The following is an 18,465-nucleotide window of genomic DNA, read 5'->3' on the forward strand; positions in this document are numbered from 1 at the left end:
TGACCAACAAATGCCCGCAGGCGGCAACCTCAATGGCTGAGGCGCAACCGCAGCGAGGGCTGCTCACCATTCGAGTTCCAACTGCGAACGGCCGTTGGACGTCTTCTCGATCGTACGCCCGGTCTCGTCCACAGTCGCCGTCACCCGCTGGCGAAACGCAGAGAAGCTCTCGAAGGTCACGACATCCACCGGCTCGTCGAACTTCATCGTCAACCGGTAGCGCCCGGGCTGGGCCGTCAGCGCCTGCACCGAAAGGATCTCGCCTTCGAATGGCTGGCCGAGGTAAAGACCTTTGACGCGCGAACCGAGCATCCAGGGATTGAACGGCGGCCGATTGCCGGCGGCAGCATGAAGGGTATTCCAGTCGCGGTAGCCGTACTGGGCGGCGATCAATTCGAGGGAACGGGAGTGGCTGATATCCTCGCCTTCAGAGGATAACCGCGATCGCAGGCGTTTTGCCTGGTCCTTGAGGGCATTGAGCTGTGGTAGCGTGTCTGATCCGCGCATTGACAGGGTCTCCTGCTGCGGCATGCATTTTCAGGGATGGGAGCCCGCATTGCCACCGGTTCGCATGCCGTTTCGGCTGACCGTGTCTCAACGAAGGGCTTCACCAAAGCATGACGCTCGCGGACGGCAGGGGCCCTCGCCCTTCGCGTCCATTAGGGGAAGCGACGCGAACTGTCAAATGTCCGCCTGCTTCCTGTTGCGCAGGAACCTGAGGTGTGAAACGACTTCCTCACTACGCTGGAGGATCTCATGAGTGAAATCACCATCCTCGCATTCGCCTTTGTCGCTTTCATCGGTATTGCCACTCCCGGCCCGACCGTCCTGCTGGCGCTCACCAACGGCTCGCGCTACGGCATCAAGCGCGCACTTGCCGGCATGGTCGGCGCCGTCCTTTCGGATTTTGTGCTGATCGGCGCGGTGGCGCTGGGCCTCGGCGCCCTGCTTGCCGCCTCCGAGTTCTGGTTTACCGTGGTCAAATGGCTCGGTGCCGCCTATCTCACCTTTCTCGGGGTCATGCTGTTGCGGTCGAAGGGAACGCTCGACGTTTCCGTCGACAAGGACAGTGCCGATGCCACGGCGCCCACGATTTTTCTGAAGAGCTTTCTGGTCGCCGTCACCAACCCGAAGGGCTATCTCTTCTTCTCGGCCTTCATGCCGCAATTCATCGACCTCGCCTTGCCGCAGGCACCGCAATATGCAGCGCTTGCTTTCGTCTTCGCGCTTGTCGATTTCGCCGTCATGCTCGGCTACGCCCTGCTCGGCTCTCAGGCGGCTCGCTTTCTCAAGCATTCCGGGGCCGTCTGGCTCGAACGTATCTGTGGCGGCGCCCTGCTGGCTCTCGCCGGTTCCCTCGCTTTCTATCGCCGCGCCACCAACTGACATGCTGTTCGGCAAGGCCATCCTCGACCAGATTGCCAAAGGAGACGTGACGCTGGCCTTCCGGCGCTGGACGAGGCCGACCGTCAAGGCCGGCGGCAGCCTGCGCACGGCGGCCGGCCCATTGTCGATCGGCACGATCGACGTCATCAATGCCGAAGACATCAGCAAGGAAGATGCACGCCGCGCCGGCTACCCGACGCGCGAGGTGTTGCTTGCCGAGCTCGACGATCGCCCCGACGGCACGCTTTACCGCATCGCCTTCCATCGCGCGGGCGATGATCCGCGCCTGTCCCTGCGCGATGACACGACGCTTGGGAAAGCCGACCGGGCCGCAATCGCCGGCAGGCTCGCACGCTTCGACGAAACCGCCGGCCAGACATGGGCCGAGCCGACACTCCGCCTGATCGCTTCGCGCGACGGCATCACCGCCGCCGAGATTGCCGAACAGGTCGGCATCGATAAGCTCAAGCTCAAGGCGCGCATCCGCAAGCTGAAGGAACTGGGACTGACGGAAAGCCTGGCGGTCGGCTACCGGCTGTCGCCGCGCGGCCGGTCCTTCCTTGGTCAGGTTTGAGCGATGCCAGGCAAGACAAGGGAGAAAACATGATCGGATATACGATGGTCGGAACGACCGACCTCAAGCGGGCCGAACGGTTCTACGATCCGCTACTGCATAATTCCTTAAATCGGATCCGATTTAAGGACAAAATTATGCAGCAGGTTTAAAGCGTTACAGCGTCCTTTGCGCGTCATATTTGACGCGCGGCGCTGTAATGGCGCTGATCGGCCAGGAACGCTGCTGGTGCGACGAGCAGGTGGCATCCTGGGGACGCAGGGATGACGACCGCGCGCCGCGCTTCTTCACCGGCTATCCCTTCGACGGAAATCCCGCCGGCATCGGCAATGGCGCCATGACCGCCTTCCTCGCACCAAGCGCTGCGGTGATCGACAGGCTGTTTGCAACGGCAATCGAACAAGGCGGCAGTGTCGAGGGCGAGCCAGGCTTCCGCCCGCAGTATGGCGAGGGTTTCTACGCCGCCTATGTGCGCGACCCCGACGGCAACAAGCTTGCCTTCGTCTGCTACTGCATAATTCCTTAAATCGGAATCGATTTAAGGACAAAATTATGCAGCAACTCAAAGTGTTACAGCGACCTTTGCGCGTCTAAATAGACGCGCGGCGCTGTATGACGCGCGGCCGTCTGCCGCCGAGGCGTGATTTCCTGTTCATATGACCTGCTCCCCCACCTCTCGCATGAGACAGATGGGGGAGCAGCGAAAAATCCGCCTCCGCAGGGTTGGAGACGGAAAGAGATCAGGCGGCGCGCTTGACCGGCGGCAACGCCAGCTTGCGCCCGCTGGCAACGATCAGGCCCGCTGCACCTTCGAGCCAGCCATCGCGAAGCTCAAGCGCCAGGAAGCGGTTGCGTTCGAATGGGCCCGGCATCACCAGATGCTGCGTGCGCGCGGTGAAGAAGCCGAAACGCTCGTAATAGGCCGCATCGCCGACCAGCAGGATCGCGCCGTGGCTGCGGTTCTTGGCCTCTTCGATGGCTGCACGCATCAGCATGCCGCCGATGCCCTTGCCTTCATGGCCAGGATCGACCGCAAGCGGGCCGAGCAGCAGCGCAGGAATGCTGTGACCCTCGCGGTTGACGCCGGCCTCGACATTCCACAGGCGAACGCTGCCGATGACATGGCCGTCGAGATCGCGGGCGACGAAGGCAAGACCTTCGGCCGGCACGCGGCCGCTGCGCAGCTTTTCCGACGACTTGCGGCGCCGCTCCGGCCCCATCGCCCGGTCGAGCAGGTTTTCGCGGGCAACGACGTCACCCGGGTTTTCGTTGTCGATAACGAATGTGGACGGCGCGAAAAACGCGCGCAGGGCATCAACAACAGCGGCCATCCGGGCCTCCCGTCATCAAAACCGCTTCAGGCGGCATCTAAGAAAATTGTGAAGTGGCGCTCCCGACCGAAGACGGGAGAGGCCGGATCAGATCACGTAGGACTTCAAGGGCTCGAAGCCGTTGAAGGCGACGGCCGAATAGGTCGTCGTGTAGGCGCCGGTGCCTTCGATCAGAACCTCGTCGCCGATCGAGAGCGTGATCGGCAGCGGATACATGTTCTTCTCGTACAGCACGTCGGCCGAATCGCAGGTCGGGCCGGCGAGCACGCAGGGCTCCATTTCGTCGCCGTCACGGGCCGTGCGGATCGGGTAGCGGATCGCCTCGTCCATGGTTTCGGCGAGACCGCCGAACTTGCCGATGTCGAGGAACACCCAGCGGTGGCTGTCATTGTCCGACTTCTTCGACACGAGAACGACTTCCGCCTTGATCACGCCGGCATTGCCGACCATGCCGCGGCCAGGCTCGATGATCGTTTCCGGGATGTGGTTGCCGAAGTGCTTCTTCAGCGCGCCGAAGATCGCCTGACCGTAGGCTTCAGCCGTCGGCACGTCCTTGAGGTACTTCGTCGGGAAGCCACCGCCCATGTTGACCATCTTGAGCTCGATGCCCTGCTTGGCCAGTTGCACGAAGACGCGCTTGGCATCGGCAAGGGCCGAATCCCAGGCGTCGAGCTTCGTCATCTGCGAACCGACATGGAACGAGACGCCGTAGGAAACGAGGCCATGCTGATGAGCGTAGACGAGCACGTCGACGGCCATCTGCGGGACGCAGCCGAACTTGCGCGACAGCGGCCATTCGGCGCCTTCGCCATCGGTCAGCACGCGGCAGAACACGCGGGCGCCGGGGGCGGCACGGGCAATCTTCTCGACTTCCTCGTGGCTGTCGACCGCAAAGAGCGACACACCCAGAGCATGAGCGCGGGCAATGTCGCGCTCCTTCTTGATGGTGTTGCCGTAGGAAATGCGCTGCGCGGTCGCACCGGCATCGAGCGCCATTTCGATTTCGGCGACGGACGCGCAATCGAAGGAGGAGCCCATGCCAGCGAGCAGGCGCAGGATTTCCGGCGCCGGGTTTGCCTTGACGGCGTAATAGATCGAGCTGTCGGGCAGCGCGTGGCGGAAGGCCGTGAAATTGTTGCGCACGACGTCGAGGTCGACAACGAGGCACGGGCCTTCGGGTCGTCGGGTGTTGATGAAGTCGATGATGCGTGCCGTGGTCATGGCCTTATTCCCCTGATCCAAAATGCTCCGCTTTCGCGAAGGACAAAGGGCATACGCGCGAATGCTCTGGAACCAGCCGGTGGAGACCCCGGAACCATGCATGCGCTCGATGCGCGAACGGTGAACCGAAGCCCGCCTAGGCTTCAATTCGGCTTTGTCTGCCATGGATTGGAGGGGATAACCCAACCGCACTTCCGGCAATGAAGGTGTGCCTCTTCAGTAACCCCGGCTGTTGGAGAGCCGGCAGACACCAGAAAGGCCCGCACCGTCGTTGCTTCAAGATGTCCTCGCATTTCCCGGTTGGCCGGAATAGCGACTGGAGGGGTTAGTTCCAGGTACCTTACCGATACCCTCACCTAATCGAGGGTCGGCGGACACCCACAGGCACGTGCGACTTTGGGCAAGGGCGTAGGTAAGAAAAAACCTTGTCGTAATCAAGAGTTTTTTCGCTGCCGGGTTGAATTTTTTTTGAGACCGGCAACACTGTTGGCGTTCACGTTTACTGAACAATCGGCACCGATGCGAAGACCGCCGCAAGCGATTGAAAGGTCTGGGTTTATTTCGGGGCCTCGCCTATCCGGTCGTCAAGATCCGGGAAGCGGATAAGCCCGGCTGGAAAGACAGCCGCGGAACAGGGAAACGTGAAAGAAGCATTCGCGGCGAATCAATGCTGCCGCGACCAGGAAAGACGAGAGAAAGACCGGCCCATGGACACGCTCACCCGCATCCGCGCCTTCATCGATGTCGTGGACGCCGAAGGGTTTTCGGCCGCGGCCCGCCGCGTCGGCAAGTCGAAGGCGCTGCTGTCGAAATACGTGCGCGAACTCGAGGACGAACTCGGCGCGCTTCTGCTGAACCGCACCACAAGGCAATTCTCGCTGACGGAAGCCGGCCACACCTATTACCGAACCGCATCGGAAATCCTGAAGGAGATCGACAATCTCGCCGATCTCGTACGCGCCAACAATTCCGATCTCAAGGGCCGCCTGCGGATTACCGCGCCCCGCACCTTCGTCGATGCCGAGATTGGCCAGTCGCTGATGGATTTCGGCAAGCAGCATCCGGAGCTGTCGCTGGAGATCGTCTCCGACGACCGTTTCGTCGATCTCGTCGAAGAAGGCTTCGATGTCGCCATCCGCATCACGCGGCTGGAGGATTCGACGCTGATCGCCCGCAAGCTCGACGATTTCCAGGTGCTGATCTGTGCGGCCCCGGATTTCCTGGAGAAGGTCGGGCCGATCGCCCACCCAACCGACCTTTCGAAGCTCCCCTGCATTCTCGATACCAATGGCCGGTCCTATTCCAACTGGCGCTTCATCGAGCCCGACGGCTCCTCCTTCACCGTTCCCGTGAGCGGCCCGATCGAGGTCAACAGCCCGCTTGCCTCCGTGCGCGCCGCCGTCTCCGGCATCGGCGTGGCGTTGGTTCCAGACTTCATCGCCCGCCCCAAGGTTGCCACCGGCGAACTCGTCACGCTTTTTGACGATTTTCTGCCCCGGGATCGCGGCATCTACGCGATCTATCCGCATCGCCGCTACCTGCCGGCCAAGGTGCGCACCCTCGTCGACTACCTGCATGCCTGGTTCCGCAAGCCGCGTTGACGCGGAAAGGTCCCAAATCCGTCCCATTTCCAGTACATTGCGGGAACGATTCGAAGGCGCTGTCACGCCCTGACCGAAAGGATTGCCGTTTCATGAGAATTAAGCGCCTCGTCATGGCCGGCCTTGCCACCCTGCTTGCGCCGACCCTGGTCTTCGCCCATCCGCACATCTTCGCCGAGGCCCGCCTGGAAGTGGCCTCCGACGACAAGGGCGAAGTCAGCGAGCTGAGGAACGTCTGGCGTTTCGACGAGCTGTTTTCCGCAAGTGTCGTTCTCGATTTCGACAAGAATTCGAACGCCACGCTCGATCCGGACGAACTGGCCGAAGTCGGCCAGACGGTGCTGGAGTCGCTGTCGGAGTACAATTACTACACGACGGCCCTGGAAAACGGCAAATCCATTAAGGTCAACAAACCCGAGCGCATCACCGTCGACTACAAGGACGGCCAGCTCCTGATGATGTTCGCGGTCAAGCCGGCCGAACCGATGCCACTCAAGGGCAAGCTCTCCTTCGGCGTCTACGACCCGACCATGTACACGGCCATGGATTTCCCGACCGACGACGACCTGACCGTGGTCGGCGACAAGATCGCCGCCTGCGAGCACAAGGTCGTCCGCCCTGATCCTGACGAAGTCCTTGCTGAAAACAAGGACACGCTGACCGATGCCTTCTGGAGCGACCCGACCGGCACCGACATGTCGAAGCTCTTTGCAACCAGGATAGAGATCACATGCTGAACACCCGCAGGATCGGCGGCCTGATTGCCGCCACGCTCGTGTTGACCGCACTGTCAGCCGGCCTTGCCGCGGCGCAATCGCCGCTCGGCATCGGCACCGCCGAACCGTCCTTTCAGACGACCGGCTTCCTCGGCGGCTTCTTTGCCTGGGTGAATTCGGAACAACAGGGCTTCTACCGCACGCTGACCGGCGCGCTGAAGGGCATGCGCGACAACCCGTGGCAGCTCTGGTCGCTGATCGGCCTTTCCTTCGCCTATGGCGTCTTCCATGCCGCCGGCCCCGGCCACGGCAAGGCTGTCATCTCTTCCTACATGATCGCCAACGAGACCGAGCTGAAGCGCGGCGTGCTGCTCTCCTTCATGTCGTCGATCCTGCAGGGGGTCGTCGCCATCCTGCTCGTCGGCGCCGTTTATCTTCTTTTGCGCGGCTCCTCGATCAGCATGACCGACGCGACGCGCTCGCTGGAAATTGCCAGCTACGCGCTGATCGCCGCCTTCGGGGGCTGGCTTTTGTTTCGCAAGCTGCGCTCGATGATGCGCCCGGCGGTTCTCATGGCAGCGGCCGGCGGCGGGCATGTTCACCTCGAGCATGACCATCACGATCATGCCCACCATCGCCACGACCACAGCCATCATCATCACGATCATAGTCACGGCGCCGGCGAAGTCTGCTCCACCTGCGGCCATGCGCATGCGCCGGATCCGTCGATGCTCAAGGGGGATCGCTTCGCCATCAGCGAGGCCTGGTCGGCGATCGTCGCCGTCGGCCTGCGTCCCTGCTCGGGCGCACTGATCGTATTGTCCTTCGCCCTGCTCAACGGCCTTTATCTCGGCGGTATCCTGTCGGTCTTCGCCATGTCGATCGGCACGGCGATCACGGTATCGATCCTGGCGACACTCGCCGTCACGGCAAAGGGTTTTGCCGTGCGCTATGCGTCAAGCGCCGCATCGGCCACCCGCATCTCGAATAGCATCGAGATCGCCGGCGCCCTGCTCGTTCTGATCCTTGGACTGATTCTGCTGGGTGCAGCGCTGCAAAGTTGATGCCGTTGACTTGCTCGTCGGATCTGACGCGCAAGAGGCTGGCCTTTGCATCTAATCTACAATTGCTGTGGCTCAAAGCAGACAGGAGGCGTCGGTCAGAGGCCGCGCTTGCGCTGATGCCGCGCCCGCAGCCAGAAGATCAGGAAGAAGCAGAGAACGAAGACCACGCCGAAAGCGCCGGCCAGCCAGACCGAGATATCGCCAAGTCTCAGCATGATCGACGGCAGCATGAAGAAGCCGACGCCGACGACGGCCAGAATGACGGCCGCGGCGATCGCCGGCGATTTTTCCTTGTTCGCTTGGTTTTCTCTGCTCTTCTCGGGCGCGTTCACGCTCACTCCTTTGGCGCGAGGTCCGCGCGAATATCTTCCAGTCGCCGCTTCTGGCGACCGTCGGCATCGAAATTATCAGGCGACAGCCAGTTTTCGAATGCGGCATTGAGCAGCGGCCATTCGCTGTCGATCATCGAGAACCAGGCGGTGTCGCGATTGCCACCCTTGGATATCATATGCTGGCGGAAAATGCCTTCGAAACTGAAACCGAGACGCGCGGCGGTCGTCCGGCTTGCCTCATTCTCGCTGTTGCATTTCCACTCGTAGCGGCGATAGCCGAGTTCCTCGAAAACGTGCTTGGCCATGAGGTAATGCGCCTCGGTCGACAGCGGCGAGCGGGCCATCGCCGCGCCGTGCACAACGGACCCGACCTCGACAACGCCGTTGGCCGGATCGGCGCGCATATAGTTCGCCATGCCGACGACCTTGCCGTTCGCCTTGTCGCGAAACACTTCGGTGACCCAGCCGGATTTTTCCTGGGCGGCGGTCAGCCAGGCATCGAAATCGTCGATGCCGCCGAAATCAGCTTGCGCGAAATACTTCAGCAGCGGGTTGATGGCCATGCCGCCAAGCCCGTCCCACAGGTCCTGCCGGTGCGTGTCGCGGTCATAGGGTTCGAGCCTGATGTAGCGACCTTCGATCGCCACCGGCTTCGGCGCCGGACATCCTTCCCAGTTGCTCAGATCACGCATCGGCCACCTCTCCTGCTGCAGCAATTCAAAGAGCTATAGCGACCTTTGCGCATCTGATAAGACGCGCGGCGCTATAGTCTTCGGCATAGGGCAGAGAAGCGGCCAACACAAATTCAAACTGGTGATCAATCCATGAGCGATGCGATCAGGCCGGCACCTTGGCCGACGACACCGTCGCCTCGATATGATCGACGAGCGCATCGGGTAGGCCGAGACGGCCTGCAAGCAGATCGAGATAGCCCCGCTCGGCGCGGCTTTCCGGCTCGATCGCCAGGCGCGAGGCGGTATAGACCTCGACGCGCTCCTCCTCGGTCTTCGCAGCACCGACGATGGCGTCGATATCGACCGGATTGGCAAGCTCGCCCTCCAGGAACGCCGACGCATCGGCCGACAGGCCGGACACAGAGAGCTTGTCGATGATATGGCGACGCTCGACCTCGTCGATATGGCCGTCCGCACGCGACGCGGCGATCATGGCGCGCACGAGCACAAGCGCGAAGTCGTTGCTGATCTTTTCCGGTTCGGCGGCAAATCCGGAATCGGTCGGCGGTGGCAGCAGTTCCGGCTGCTTCCGGGCGGCGGGGTCAGTGACCGGAGCATTGCCTGACTGGTAGTTCTTGTAGGCCTGGTAGCCGAGGCCGGCGATGGCCGCGAGCCCCCCGAGCACGGCCGCATTGCCGGTCAGCTGCCGGCCTGACTTGGTGCCGAGCAGCACGGCGGCGATTGCGCCGGTTGCAAGCGGATTGTCCTTGGCAAGCTGCGTTACCTGGCCGGCGCGGTCGCGCACCGTGCCACCCGCTCCAGGGACCTGCGATCCGAGAAACTGGTCCAGCAATTTCTTCGCGTCGAACATGGGGTTTCGCTCCTTGTCGGTTCCAGGCGGATGAAAACATGCGGAACAGGGCGCCGCCTGCACCCGCTCCATCAAACCGATTGAGACATAGGTACGTTGCAGTGGAAATACAAATTCGCGTTTTACACGAAAAAGGCCGGACTGACGCCCGGCCTTCGGATTCTCAAGCGAAGGGGCGTCCCTCAGCCCTTGAGTGCAAAGGCTTCGGCCGCCAGCTTGGTGATGCCGGCCCAGTCGCCCTTTGCCACCAGATCCTTCGGCGCTACCCAGGAACCGCCGACGCAGACGACGTTCGGCAGCGACAGGTAGTCGCGCGCATTCGAAAGCGAAATGCCGCCGGTCGGGCAGAAGAAGGTGCCGGCAAGCGGCGACGACAGCGACTTGAGGTAGGCAGCACCACCGGCCTGTTCCGCCGGGAAGAACTTCATCACGTCGTAGCCTTCTTCGCGCAGGCCCATGACTTCGCTGGCGGTCGCAGCGCCCGGCAAAAGCGGGGCGTCGTGGTCGTTGGCAACGTCGATCAACTCCTGCGTCGTGCCCGGGCTGACGATGAACCGCGAACCGGCTTCGACCGCCGCCTGGAACTGGGCGGCATTGAGAATGGTGCCGGCGCCGGCAACCGCGCCCTCGACCTCATTGGCAACGGCGCGGATCGCTTCGAGCGCTGCCGGCGTGCGCAACGTGATCTCGATTGCTCTCAGTCCACCGGCGACAAGCGCCCTTGCCAGCGGCACGGCCGTCGCCACATCGTCGATCACCAGAACCGGCACGACCGGCTGCAGTCTGAGGATGGAAAGAAGCTTGTCGGTTTTCGCACTCATGCAGATCGTCCTTTTAAAACGATTGAATATGCGTTCCCGCATACTCCGCCTGCTGCCGCTTGTCGAGGCCGAACGCAGAGCGGATACGCCGTTCGTATATGAGCAAAGAAAAAAATGACATCGACAACAAAGAGATACTTGAGCCTTGCTGGCAAAACGATAGTTTGATTGCAATCGACCCTCTCGAAATGCGGGATCCCCATGGCGAAGGAGATAGAGCGCAAGTTCCTGGTGGCATCCGGTGGATGGCGGGAGCATGCCGACAAGGGCACCCAGCTCCGGCAGGCCTATGTCGTCACCATGGACGACCGATCCGTGCGCGTGCGGATCCACGGCGACAAATGGGCGCGGCTGACGATCAAGATCGGCAAGTCTGCCCTGGTTCGCAATGAATACGAGTATGACCTGCCGATGGACGACGCCGGGGAAATGCTGACCCAGGCGGTCGGCATCGTCATCGAGAAGCGACGTTACCGCGTGCCGCACAAGGGCTTCACCTGGGAGGTTGACGTCTACGAAGGCGCGCTTAAAGGGCTCGTGGTCGCCGAGGTCGAGATGAAGCGGGAAACCGATCTGCCGGCACTTCCAGACTGGCTGGGGCGGGAGATCACCGGCGACCGGCGTTACTCCAACCAGGCGCTCGCCACCGACGGACTTGTGGAAGAACAGGCATGAGCTACGCCTTCAGGCCAGGCCGGGCCTTCACCGACGATTTCAGGAGTGTGGGCGCCGAACAATTCGAGCAGGCGATCGAAGTCCTCCGGCTTCGCCCGGACGGTGTTCACGAGGCCATCCACGACGCCCGAAAATGCTTCAAGCGCGTGCGCGCGCTCTACCGGCTGGTCGCCTCCGATGTGCCGCTGTTTCAAAAACAGGAGAATGCGCGCATTCGCGACATGGCGCGCAATCTATCGACTGTCAGGGACGCCGCCGCACTCGTGGAAAATGCCCGCTATCTGCATGAAGGCGCCCGCAGCGAAGACGAAGAGAAGGCCCTCGACCACGTCTGCTCGCGACTGATTGAGCGGCGCGACCGGATCGCCGCTGGCGAAACGGATATCGAGGACAGGGTCGCGGCGACCATCGTCAATTGCGAACAGGCAACGGCAGCGCTCGTCCACGTCTCCTTCGATGACCGCCGCCGCAAGACGGCCGACCGGTTGGCGAAGGGTTGGCGGCGCACGTTGAAGCGCGCTGCCGGCGCCCGCGAGGCTTGCAAGGCGAGCACCGAGGCCGCCTCTTTCCACGAACTGCGCAAGCGCGCCCAGGATTATCGCATGCACCTGGCCTTGGTGCGGGAGGCATGGCCGTCGGCGATGCAGGTGAAGCGCCTGGATGCCAAGGCGCTTGTCGATGTTCTCGGGCATCTCAATGATCTCGACGTCATGACCTCGCTCGTCAACGAGGACCCCGGCCTCGCCGGCAACAGCCAGGATCAGGCCTATCTGATCTCCGCCGTTATCGCCCGGCAGGTCAGCCTGCGCTCGGAGGCGCTGGAACGCGCAGCCGACGTGTTTCTCGATACGCCGGATGACGAGAGCCGGACCATCCGGCTGCTCTGGCTCGACGCCGGCCGCTAGCCGCCGACCGCGACAGATGGCCCCTGTAAGGGAGGCCGGATTGCACTTGCGGCGCGAAAGCTGTATTTGCACGGCCCATGACCGACATTTCAACGACCCCGCGCCCTGAGACGCATGGCCAGTTCATGGTCGCAGCGCTCTACCATTTCGTCGCCTTCTCGCGTTTCGCCGAATTCCGCGAACCGCTGCAGGCCGTTTGCGACGAGAACGGTGTCAAGGGAACCCTGCTTCTCGCCCATGAGGGCATCAACGGCACGATCGCCGGCACCGACGCCGGCATCACGGCCGTGCTTTCCTATCTGCGCTCCCAGCCGGAATTCGCGGGCCTGGAACACAAGGAAAGCCGTGCCTCCTCGATGCCGTTCCTGCGTATGAAGGTGCGGCTGAAAAAGGAAATCGTCACCATGGGCGTCGACAACATCGACCCCAACAAGATTGTCGGCACCTATGTCGATGCGAAGGACTGGAATGCGCTGATCTCCGATCCCCAGACGATCGTCATCGACACGCGCAACGACTACGAAACGGCGATCGGCATCTTCAAGGGCGCGGTCGACCCGCAGACCAAGACCTTCCGCGAGTTTCCCGACTGGGTGCGCAACAATGCCGGCCTGCACAACAAGCCGAAGATCGCCATGTATTGCACCGGCGGCATCCGCTGCGAAAAGGCGACCGCCTTCATGAAGGAGCAGGGCTTCGACGAGGTCTTCCATCTCAAGGGCGGCATCCTGAAATATCTCGAAGAGGTGCCGCAGGAAGAAAGCCTGTGGGAAGGCGCCTGCTTCGTCTTTGATGACCGCGTGTCGGTCACGCACGGGCTTGAAGAGGGCGAGCACACGCTGTGCCATGCCTGCCGCCAGCCGCTGACACCGGCCGACCTCGCCTCGCCACGCCACGAGGACGGCGTCTCCTGCATCCATTGCTACGAAATCCGCACCGATGAGGACCGTGAGCGCTATCGCCAGCGACAGCGCCAGATCACACTCGCCAAGAAGCGCGGCGAGAAACATCTCGGAAGCTGATCGGCGACGACCGGTAGGCATTCTCTGCGCGGGACAAAAGACTCAGCCCGGCAATGCCTCGCATTCCTGCAGCGCCATCGCCGCCCGATCCCATTCGGGCCGACTGCGTGTGAAGATCGCATCCGTCGGCTGAAACGCGGAGAGATCGTCCAGCGTGCCGGCATAGATCGTCAGGCGGCCGTCATCCGGCAGGCCGCTTCCAAAAATCTGGCTGCCGCAGGTGTCGCAGAAATGGCGGACGGAGATGTTGCCGTTTGCGGCGACGGTCTGGTAGCTGCGATAGGACCCGGTCGCAATCACATCCGAACGATCGAAGATCATGTAGCAGCAATGACCGGTACCGGTGATCCGCTGGCAATCGCGACAATGGCAGAAACCGGAATAGCACGGCGCGCGCCGTGTCTCGTAGCGTATAGCGCCGCAGTGACATCCACCCTTCATGCCCGTTCCTCCCGAGATTGCGGAGAACATAGGGCGCAGCCGCCAGCGGTCAAAAGAAAACCGCGCGCCGGGGTGCGGCGCGCGGTTCGGTATTCGACTGTCGAAGCTCTGGAAATTACCAGCTCGGGATCAGCGCACCCTTGAAGGTGTCGTTGATGAAGGCCTTCACCTTTTCGTCGTGGTAGGCCTCGACCAGCGTCTTCACCCAGGGCGCATCCTTGTCGGCGGTGCGCACGGCAATGACGTTGGCGTAGGGCGACTTCTCGCCTTCGATGGCGATGGCGTCCTTCTTCGGGTGCAGGTCGGCCTCGAGCGCATAGTTGGTGTTGATGACCGCCGCATCGACGTCGGCGAGCGAGCGCGGCAGCTGGGCTGCATCAAGCTCGGCGAACATGATGTTCTTCGGGTTCTCGGTGATGTCGGCCGGAGTGACCTTCAGCCCGGCCTCTTCCTTGACCTTGATCAGGCCTTTCGAGGCGAGAACGAGCAGCGCGCGGCCGCCATTGGTCGGGTCGTTCGGGATGGCGATGGTCGCGCCGTCCTGAAGTTCGTCGAGGCTCTTCACCTTGCTCGAATAGACACCCATCGGCGTGGTGATGGTGGTGCCGACACTGACGATATCGAAGCCGCGATCGGCGATCTGGTTGTCGAGATAGGGCTGGTGCTGGAACGAGTTGGCATTGAGGTCGCCGTCGGCGAGCGCCTGGTTCGGAACGACGTAATCCGAGAATTCGAGGATCTCGATGTCGAGGCCCTTGGGAGCCGCGACTTCCTTCACCTTCTCCATGATCTGGGCGTGTTCGCCCGGCGTTACGCCGACCTTGATGGTCTCGGCCAGTGCCGTACCGGCAGCAAGGGCTGCGATTGCCGCAGCAATGATGAGCTTCTTCATGGGTATCTCCTTGTTGGTGACCTGAGTGTCCTGGGAAATCAGTTCTTGCGGCTGCGCCTGTCAAAGTGGCGCGCCAGTCCGTCGCCGGCGCTCTGGACGAGCTGCACCAGCACGATGAGCACGATGACGACGACCAGCATCACGTCGGGCATGAAGCGCTGGTAGCCGTAGCGGATGCCGAGATCGCCGAGCCCGCCACCACCGACGGCGCCGACCATGGCGGAATAACCGATGAGGCTGACGATGGTCATGGTCAGCGCCAATGTCAGCGCCGGGCGCGCTTCCGCCAGCAGCACCTTGAAGACGATCTGCATCGGCGTCGCGCCCATGGCGCGGGCGGCCTCGATCAGTCCCTTGTCGATCTCGCGGATCGCCGCCTCCACCAGACGCGCGACGAAGGGAATGGTTGCGATCGTCAGCGGCACGATCGCCGCCTTGGTGCCGATCGACGTCCCGGTGATCAGCCGGGTGAAAGGAATGATGGCGACGACCAGGATGATGAACGGCGTCGAGCGTGCGGCATTGACGATCAGCCCGACGATGCGGTTGGTCGTCGGCGCCGGGAACAGTTCGCCCTTGCCGCTGGTCGCCAGGAAAATACCGATCGGCAGGCCGATCAGCGAGCCGATCAGGCCGGCGATCGCCACCATGTAAAGCGTATCGAGCGTGGCGCTGCCGATGCGCAAGAGAAGATCAGGCGACATAACCGAGCACCTCCGTGACCAGTCCATTTTCGGTGAAGAAGCGCTCGGCACGGCCGGCAGTCTCCGCATCCGCGCCATAGGCGACGACCAGCGAGCCATAGGGCCGGCCGCCGATCTCGTCGATCGTGCCGGCAATGATATTGACCTCGGCGCCGACCGACTTGATCAGCTGCGAAATCAACGGCCGTTCTGCCGCCGCCCCGAAGAAGGTCAGGCGCACGACGGCGCGGTCGCCGTCAGCCGCCTGCGGCTTCAGCCCGCGCGACACGGCGTCGGGCAGCTTCGAGCCCGGCAGGCCGGAGAGCATCGCCCGCGTCGTCTCGTGCCTGGGATGGGTGAAGACGTCGAAGGTATGGCCGCGCTCGACGATGCGGCCGTGATCGATCACGGCAACGTCGGAGGTGACAGCCTTCACCACTTCCATCTCATGGGTGATGAGCAGCACGGTCAGGCCAAGGTCGGCATTGATACGCTTCAGCAGTTCCAGGATCGATTGCGTCGTCTCGGGATCGAGCGCCGAGGTCGCCTCGTCCGAGAGCAGCAGCTTCGGCTCGGTCGCCAGCGCCCGGGCGATACCGATCCGTTGTTTCTGCCCGCCGGAAAGCTCGGCCGGGTAACGACCATGCTTGTCGGCAAGCCCGACGAGATCGAGCAGCGGCCGCACGCGCTTTTCGATGGCCTGCTTGTCCATGCCGGCGATTTCGAGCGGCAACGCCACATTGCCAAACACGGTGCGCGACGACAGGAGATTGAAATGCTGGAAGATCATGCCGACCGAGCGCCTGAGCTCGCGAAGGCCCGCCTCGTCGAGCGCGCCGACATCGACGCCATCGACGAGCACCGTGCCGCCCGTCGGCTTTTCCAGCCCGTTGACCAGGCGGATCAGCGTCGACTTGCCGGCGCCGGAGCGGCCGATGATGCCGGTGATCGAGCCGCGCCCGACCGAAAGCGAGACCGTGTCGAGCGCGGTGAAGGCGCCGCTCTTGCCGGAGGCGGCGAAATGCTTGGAAACGCCATCGAAGATGACGGCGGCATCACCGGGCGCCGGCGCTGTATAGGCGGAAACGCTCATCGTTCGGATACCCCCGAAAGAGGCGTTATCGTTATGGACGGGTACATAGGTGCTCTCGGATGCTCGAAACTCAGAATCCCGGGCTCGGGCGCGGGATGGAAGGCGCGTCTTGTCAGGCCGACATTCGACAACGCATTCGGAACAGGGAGCACATCTCTAGCATTAGCCAACCGGTGAGTTCAACGTCGTTGCCGCGGGAAGAACATGCGACATAATCTACGGCCCTTATCGACAATAGATCCCGGCTTTTACAGGTATGTTTTTCCGGGTTGCTCCACGTTTGCGGAAAAAACCGCTCTTTCGCTGGCGGCGCGGCAAGAAGCCGGCCGCGCACCGACCCGACAAGCGGGCCGATGCCGACGATCTGCCTGCGACGGTCAGATGCCGATGGCGTGGGCAACCGGCGCCAGGTGCGGCCAGACCTCGATCGAGCCGCGATAGATCATGTTGAGCGCCACGTAGAGGATGATGGCGAGACCGACATAGGCGATCCAGTGATAGCGGTTGAGCAGCCGCGCGATGAAGCTGGCAGCAATGCCCATCAGCGCGATCGAAAGGATAAGGCCGAAGACGAGGATGGTCGGATGCTCGCGTGCAGCGCCGGCGACCGCCAGAACGTTGTCAAGCGACATCGAGACGTCGGCAATGACGATCTGGATCGCCGCCTGAAGAAAGGTCTTTCGCGGCGCCGAATTGGCACCCTCACCCTCGAAATCTTCCGCGCCGCCGGCACGGATCTCGCGCCACATCTTCCAGCAGACCCAAAGAAGCAGAAGGCCACCGGCCAAAAGCAGCCCGATGATATCGAGAAGCTGCACGGTGACACTGGCAAGCGCGATGCGAAACAGGGTTGCGGCAACGATGCCAACCAGGATCGCCTTGCGGCGCTGCTCGGTCGGCAGACCGGCGGCTGCAAGACCGATAACGACCGCATTGTCGCCGGCCAGAACCAGGTCGATGACGATGACCTGCAGAAGCGCCAGCAGCCCGGCAGAGGTGAAGATTTCCATATTCGATAGTCCCCCGGCGCCCCACACGCCTATTCGCTATCGCCAACGCATAGAACAAGGGGAGTTGGCGGATCAAGGGCCCGGAGCGGACAGCTTCGCAATACGCACCGGAATGATGATCGTCACAGGGTGAGTTGAGCCTTCGACCGCGGTCGCGGGAATACGGCCTACTTCGCGGTTTACTGACCACAGTTCTCTGATACGAAACACGCGAAGACTGAGTCGAAAGGCAGGAGAGCGGATGCGCATCGTTTTGACCGGAAGTTCAGGGCGCATCGGCCGGGCGATCTACAATGCGCTGGCGCCCCATCATGACGTGGTCGGCATCGATCGCGCGCCTTTCGCGACGACGGAGGTCTCAGGCGATTTTGTCGATGGCGTGCTGCTCGAGCGCGCCATGCAAGGCGCCGATGCAGTCATCCATACGGCCGCGCTGCATGCGCCTCACGTCGATACGATCCCGGACGCGGAGTTCGAGCGCGTCAATGTGATGGGGACCCATCTCGTCATTGCCGCCGCGCAGGCCGCCGGCGTCAGCCGCATCGTCTTCACCAGCACGACGGCACTGTACGGCCACGCGGTGAAAGAGGGTGCCTGCGCCTGGATTACCGAGGAAACGCCGCCGCAGCCGCATACCATCTACCACCACACCAAGCTTGCCGCCGAGGCGCTCTTGGAAAATGCCGCCGACCGGGCGCTGCACGTCCGTGTCCTGCGCATGTCGCGGTGCTTTCCGGAGCAGGCCGACCGCATGGCGGCCTATCGGCTGCACCGCGGCATCGACGTCCGCGACGTGGCGGACGCGCATGTGGCGGCGCTCGACAATGACGGGCCCGCCTTTCAGAGGTTCATCGTCTCAGGTGAGCCCGCCTTCCTGCCGACGGATTGCCGGCATCTGGCAAGCGATGCCGCCTCGATCCTGCGGGAGCGGGCGACCAGGTTTTCCCAGGCCTTTGCCGAACGCGGCTGGTCGCTGCCCGCCTCGATCGACCGTATCTACGATCCGAGTGCCGCCATCGGCGCACTCGGATGGAAGCCGCGCTTCGGCTTCAAGGAAGTCCTCGCCCAGCTCGATCGCGGCAGCCTCGAGGTGCTGCCGGTGCGCAAAGCGGCCGCGGGACGCTTCGATTGACTACTGCATGATTCCTTAAAT

At 62.6% G+C, this 18,465-nt stretch carries 22 protein-coding genes; 10 read left to right on the forward strand and 12 right to left on the reverse strand.

The annotated features are described in order from the left end of the window. Positions 1-63 precede the first annotated feature (63 nt). Positions 64-507 carry a glyoxalase superfamily protein gene (locus BC363_RS18905; RefSeq protein WP_065781156.1) on the reverse strand — a complete coding sequence of 148 codons (444 nt, stop codon included), beginning with the start codon at positions 505-507 and terminating at the stop codon, positions 64-66. 249 nt (positions 508-756) lie between these two features. Here BC363_RS18905 and BC363_RS18910 point away from each other — a divergent pair, with 249 nt between their 5' ends. The 3 genes from BC363_RS18910 to BC363_RS18920 all read left to right on the forward strand — a co-directional run bounded on the left by BC363_RS18910 (position 757) and on the right by BC363_RS18920 (position 2,486). After that, a complete protein-coding gene (locus BC363_RS18910; protein ID WP_065781020.1) occupies positions 757-1,386 on the forward strand; it encodes a LysE family translocator in 630 nt (209 codons plus the stop codon). Position 1,387: 1 nt separating this feature from the next. Next, positions 1,388-1,960: a winged helix-turn-helix transcriptional regulator gene (locus BC363_RS18915; RefSeq protein ID WP_065781021.1), complete on the forward strand. Its 573-nt coding sequence runs from the start codon at positions 1,388-1,390 to the stop codon at positions 1,958-1,960. Positions 1,961-2,159: 199 nt separating this feature from the next. Next, positions 2,160-2,486: a VOC family protein gene (locus tag BC363_RS18920; RefSeq protein ID WP_202618587.1), complete on the forward strand. Its 327-nt coding sequence runs from the start codon at positions 2,160-2,162 to the stop codon at positions 2,484-2,486. Positions 2,487-2,700: 214 nt separating this feature from the next. Here the strand turns inward: BC363_RS18920 and BC363_RS18925 are convergent, their stop codons facing one another. Together BC363_RS18925 and odc2 are read right to left on the reverse strand one after the other, a co-directional pair. Next, the gene (locus BC363_RS18925) at positions 2,701-3,291 is read right to left on the reverse strand and encodes an N-acetyltransferase (RefSeq protein ID WP_065781023.1); all 591 of its coding nucleotides are present in this window, start codon (positions 3,289-3,291) and stop codon (positions 2,701-2,703) included. 87 nt (positions 3,292-3,378) lie between these two features. Then, positions 3,379-4,512, reverse strand: coding sequence for an ornithine/lysine decarboxylase (odc2, locus tag BC363_RS18930; RefSeq protein ID WP_065781024.1), 1,134 nt, complete (start codon positions 4,510-4,512; stop codon positions 3,379-3,381). 707 nt (positions 4,513-5,219) lie between these two features. Between odc2 and BC363_RS18935 the strand changes: the two genes are divergently transcribed. The 3 genes from BC363_RS18935 (at position 5,220) to BC363_RS18945 (ending at position 7,893) form a co-directional block, all read left to right on the forward strand. Continuing rightward, the gene (locus tag BC363_RS18935; RefSeq protein WP_065781025.1) at positions 5,220-6,113 is read left to right on the forward strand and encodes a LysR family transcriptional regulator; all 894 of its coding nucleotides are present in this window, start codon (positions 5,220-5,222) and stop codon (positions 6,111-6,113) included. Positions 6,114-6,205: 92 nt separating this feature from the next. Continuing rightward, on the forward strand, positions 6,206-6,850 hold the full coding sequence (locus BC363_RS18940) for a DUF1007 family protein (protein ID WP_065781026.1): 645 nt from the start codon (positions 6,206-6,208) through the stop codon (positions 6,848-6,850). Further along, positions 6,844-7,893 (forward strand): nickel/cobalt transporter, encoded by a 1,050-nt coding sequence (locus BC363_RS18945; RefSeq protein ID WP_065781027.1) that lies wholly within the window; start codon positions 6,844-6,846, stop codon positions 7,891-7,893. Before BC363_RS18940 ends, BC363_RS18945 begins: the two co-directional genes overlap by 7 nt. 95 nt (positions 7,894-7,988) lie before the next feature. Here the strand turns inward: BC363_RS18945 and BC363_RS18950 are convergent, their stop codons facing one another. The 4 genes from BC363_RS18950 to BC363_RS18965 all read right to left on the reverse strand — a co-directional run bounded on the left by BC363_RS18950 (position 7,989) and on the right by BC363_RS18965 (position 10,591). After that, on the reverse strand, positions 7,989-8,225 hold the full coding sequence (locus BC363_RS18950) for a hypothetical protein (RefSeq protein ID WP_065781028.1): 237 nt from the start codon (positions 8,223-8,225) through the stop codon (positions 7,989-7,991). Positions 8,226-8,227: 2 nt separating this feature from the next. Continuing rightward, entirely contained in the window at positions 8,228-8,917 is a 690-nt protein-coding gene (locus tag BC363_RS18955; protein ID WP_065781029.1) for a GNAT family protein, read from the reverse strand. Between the two features lie 145 nt (positions 8,918-9,062). Then, positions 9,063-9,770 carry a tellurite resistance TerB family protein gene (locus BC363_RS18960; RefSeq protein WP_065781030.1) on the reverse strand — a complete coding sequence of 236 codons (708 nt, stop codon included), beginning with the start codon at positions 9,768-9,770 and terminating at the stop codon, positions 9,063-9,065. 182 nt (positions 9,771-9,952) lie between these two features. Continuing rightward, complete coding sequence (locus BC363_RS18965; protein WP_065781031.1) at positions 9,953-10,591, reverse strand: 2-dehydro-3-deoxy-phosphogluconate aldolase; 639 nt, start codon at positions 10,589-10,591, stop codon at positions 9,953-9,955. Between the two features lie 201 nt (positions 10,592-10,792). On the opposite strand from BC363_RS18965, the gene BC363_RS18970 reads away from it, so the two are divergent. The 3 genes from BC363_RS18970 to BC363_RS18980 all read left to right on the forward strand — a co-directional run bounded on the left by BC363_RS18970 (position 10,793) and on the right by BC363_RS18980 (position 13,193). Beyond that, entirely contained in the window at positions 10,793-11,266 is a 474-nt protein-coding gene (locus BC363_RS18970; protein WP_065781032.1) for a CYTH domain-containing protein, read from the forward strand. Further along, positions 11,263-12,171: a CHAD domain-containing protein gene (locus tag BC363_RS18975; RefSeq protein ID WP_065781033.1), complete on the forward strand. Its 909-nt coding sequence runs from the start codon at positions 11,263-11,265 to the stop codon at positions 12,169-12,171. Before BC363_RS18970 ends, BC363_RS18975 begins: the two co-directional genes overlap by 4 nt. 77 nt (positions 12,172-12,248) lie before the next feature. Beyond that, complete coding sequence (locus BC363_RS18980; RefSeq protein WP_065781034.1) at positions 12,249-13,193, forward strand: rhodanese-related sulfurtransferase; 945 nt, start codon at positions 12,249-12,251, stop codon at positions 13,191-13,193. Positions 13,194-13,235: 42 nt separating this feature from the next. Here the strand turns inward: BC363_RS18980 and BC363_RS18985 are convergent, their stop codons facing one another. The 5 genes from BC363_RS18985 to BC363_RS19005 form a co-directional block, all read right to left on the reverse strand. Further along, on the reverse strand, positions 13,236-13,634 hold the full coding sequence (locus tag BC363_RS18985) for a GFA family protein (RefSeq protein WP_065781035.1): 399 nt from the start codon (positions 13,632-13,634) through the stop codon (positions 13,236-13,238). A 115-nt stretch (positions 13,635-13,749) separates the two neighbouring features. Further along, entirely contained in the window at positions 13,750-14,526 is a 777-nt protein-coding gene (locus BC363_RS18990; protein WP_065781036.1) for a MetQ/NlpA family ABC transporter substrate-binding protein, read from the reverse strand. A 38-nt stretch (positions 14,527-14,564) separates the two neighbouring features. Further along, positions 14,565-15,230, reverse strand: a complete 666-nt coding sequence (locus BC363_RS18995; RefSeq protein ID WP_065781037.1) for a methionine ABC transporter permease — start codon at positions 15,228-15,230, stop codon at positions 14,565-14,567. Next, entirely contained in the window at positions 15,220-16,302 is a 1,083-nt protein-coding gene (locus BC363_RS19000) for a methionine ABC transporter ATP-binding protein (RefSeq protein WP_065781038.1), read from the reverse strand. Before BC363_RS19000 ends, BC363_RS18995 begins: the two co-directional genes overlap by 11 nt. A gap of 377 nt (positions 16,303-16,679) precedes the next feature. Further along, positions 16,680-17,312, reverse strand: coding sequence for a TerC family protein (locus BC363_RS19005; protein WP_065781039.1), 633 nt, complete (start codon positions 17,310-17,312; stop codon positions 16,680-16,682). A 241-nt stretch (positions 17,313-17,553) separates the two neighbouring features. On the opposite strand from BC363_RS19005, the gene BC363_RS19010 reads away from it, so the two are divergent. Continuing rightward, a complete protein-coding gene (locus tag BC363_RS19010; RefSeq protein WP_065781040.1) occupies positions 17,554-18,444 on the forward strand; it encodes an NAD(P)-dependent oxidoreductase in 891 nt (296 codons plus the stop codon). Positions 18,445-18,465: the final 21 nt, after the last annotated feature.

The sequence above is a fragment of the Ensifer sp. LC384 genome, assembly GCF_001695865.1.
In the GTDB taxonomy this organism is placed as follows: Bacteria; Pseudomonadota; Alphaproteobacteria; order Rhizobiales; family Rhizobiaceae; genus Ensifer.

Bases quoted from the DNA above. Each gene is read 5' to 3' on its own strand.
- BC363_RS18905 (WP_065781156.1), bottom strand. From the start codon at position 507: ATGCGCGGATCAGACACGCTACCACAGCTCAATGCCCTCAAGGACCAG.
- BC363_RS18910 (WP_065781020.1), top strand. From the start codon at position 757: ATGAGTGAAATCACCATCCTCGCATTCGCCTTTGTCGCTTTCATCGGT.
- BC363_RS18915 (WP_065781021.1), top strand. From the start codon at position 1,388: ATGCTGTTCGGCAAGGCCATCCTCGACCAGATTGCCAAAGGAGACGTG.
- BC363_RS18920 (WP_202618587.1), top strand. From the start codon at position 2,160: ATGGCGCTGATCGGCCAGGAACGCTGCTGGTGCGACGAGCAGGTGGCA.
- BC363_RS18925 (WP_065781023.1), bottom strand. From the start codon at position 3,291: ATGGCCGCTGTTGTTGATGCCCTGCGCGCGTTTTTCGCGCCGTCCACA.
- odc2 (WP_065781024.1), bottom strand. From the start codon at position 4,512: ATGACCACGGCACGCATCATCGACTTCATCAACACCCGACGACCCGAA.
- BC363_RS18935 (WP_065781025.1), top strand. From the start codon at position 5,220: ATGGACACGCTCACCCGCATCCGCGCCTTCATCGATGTCGTGGACGCC.
- BC363_RS18940 (WP_065781026.1), top strand. From the start codon at position 6,206: ATGAGAATTAAGCGCCTCGTCATGGCCGGCCTTGCCACCCTGCTTGCG.
- BC363_RS18945 (WP_065781027.1), top strand. From the start codon at position 6,844: ATGCTGAACACCCGCAGGATCGGCGGCCTGATTGCCGCCACGCTCGTG.
- BC363_RS18955 (WP_065781029.1), bottom strand. From the start codon at position 8,917: ATGCGTGATCTGAGCAACTGGGAAGGATGTCCGGCGCCGAAGCCGGTG.
- BC363_RS18960 (WP_065781030.1), bottom strand. From the start codon at position 9,770: ATGTTCGACGCGAAGAAATTGCTGGACCAGTTTCTCGGATCGCAGGTC.
- BC363_RS18965 (WP_065781031.1), bottom strand. From the start codon at position 10,591: ATGAGTGCGAAAACCGACAAGCTTCTTTCCATCCTCAGACTGCAGCCG.
- BC363_RS18970 (WP_065781032.1), top strand. From the start codon at position 10,793: ATGGCGAAGGAGATAGAGCGCAAGTTCCTGGTGGCATCCGGTGGATGG.
- BC363_RS18975 (WP_065781033.1), top strand. From the start codon at position 11,263: ATGAGCTACGCCTTCAGGCCAGGCCGGGCCTTCACCGACGATTTCAGG.
- BC363_RS18980 (WP_065781034.1), top strand. From the start codon at position 12,249: ATGACCGACATTTCAACGACCCCGCGCCCTGAGACGCATGGCCAGTTC.
- BC363_RS18985 (WP_065781035.1), bottom strand. From the start codon at position 13,634: ATGAAGGGTGGATGTCACTGCGGCGCTATACGCTACGAGACACGGCGC.
- BC363_RS18990 (WP_065781036.1), bottom strand. From the start codon at position 14,526: ATGAAGAAGCTCATCATTGCTGCGGCAATCGCAGCCCTTGCTGCCGGT.
- BC363_RS18995 (WP_065781037.1), bottom strand. From the start codon at position 15,230: ATGTCGCCTGATCTTCTCTTGCGCATCGGCAGCGCCACGCTCGATACG.
- BC363_RS19000 (WP_065781038.1), bottom strand. From the start codon at position 16,302: ATGAGCGTTTCCGCCTATACAGCGCCGGCGCCCGGTGATGCCGCCGTC.
- BC363_RS19005 (WP_065781039.1), bottom strand. From the start codon at position 17,312: ATGGAAATCTTCACCTCTGCCGGGCTGCTGGCGCTTCTGCAGGTCATC.
- BC363_RS19010 (WP_065781040.1), top strand. From the start codon at position 17,554: ATGCGCATCGTTTTGACCGGAAGTTCAGGGCGCATCGGCCGGGCGATC.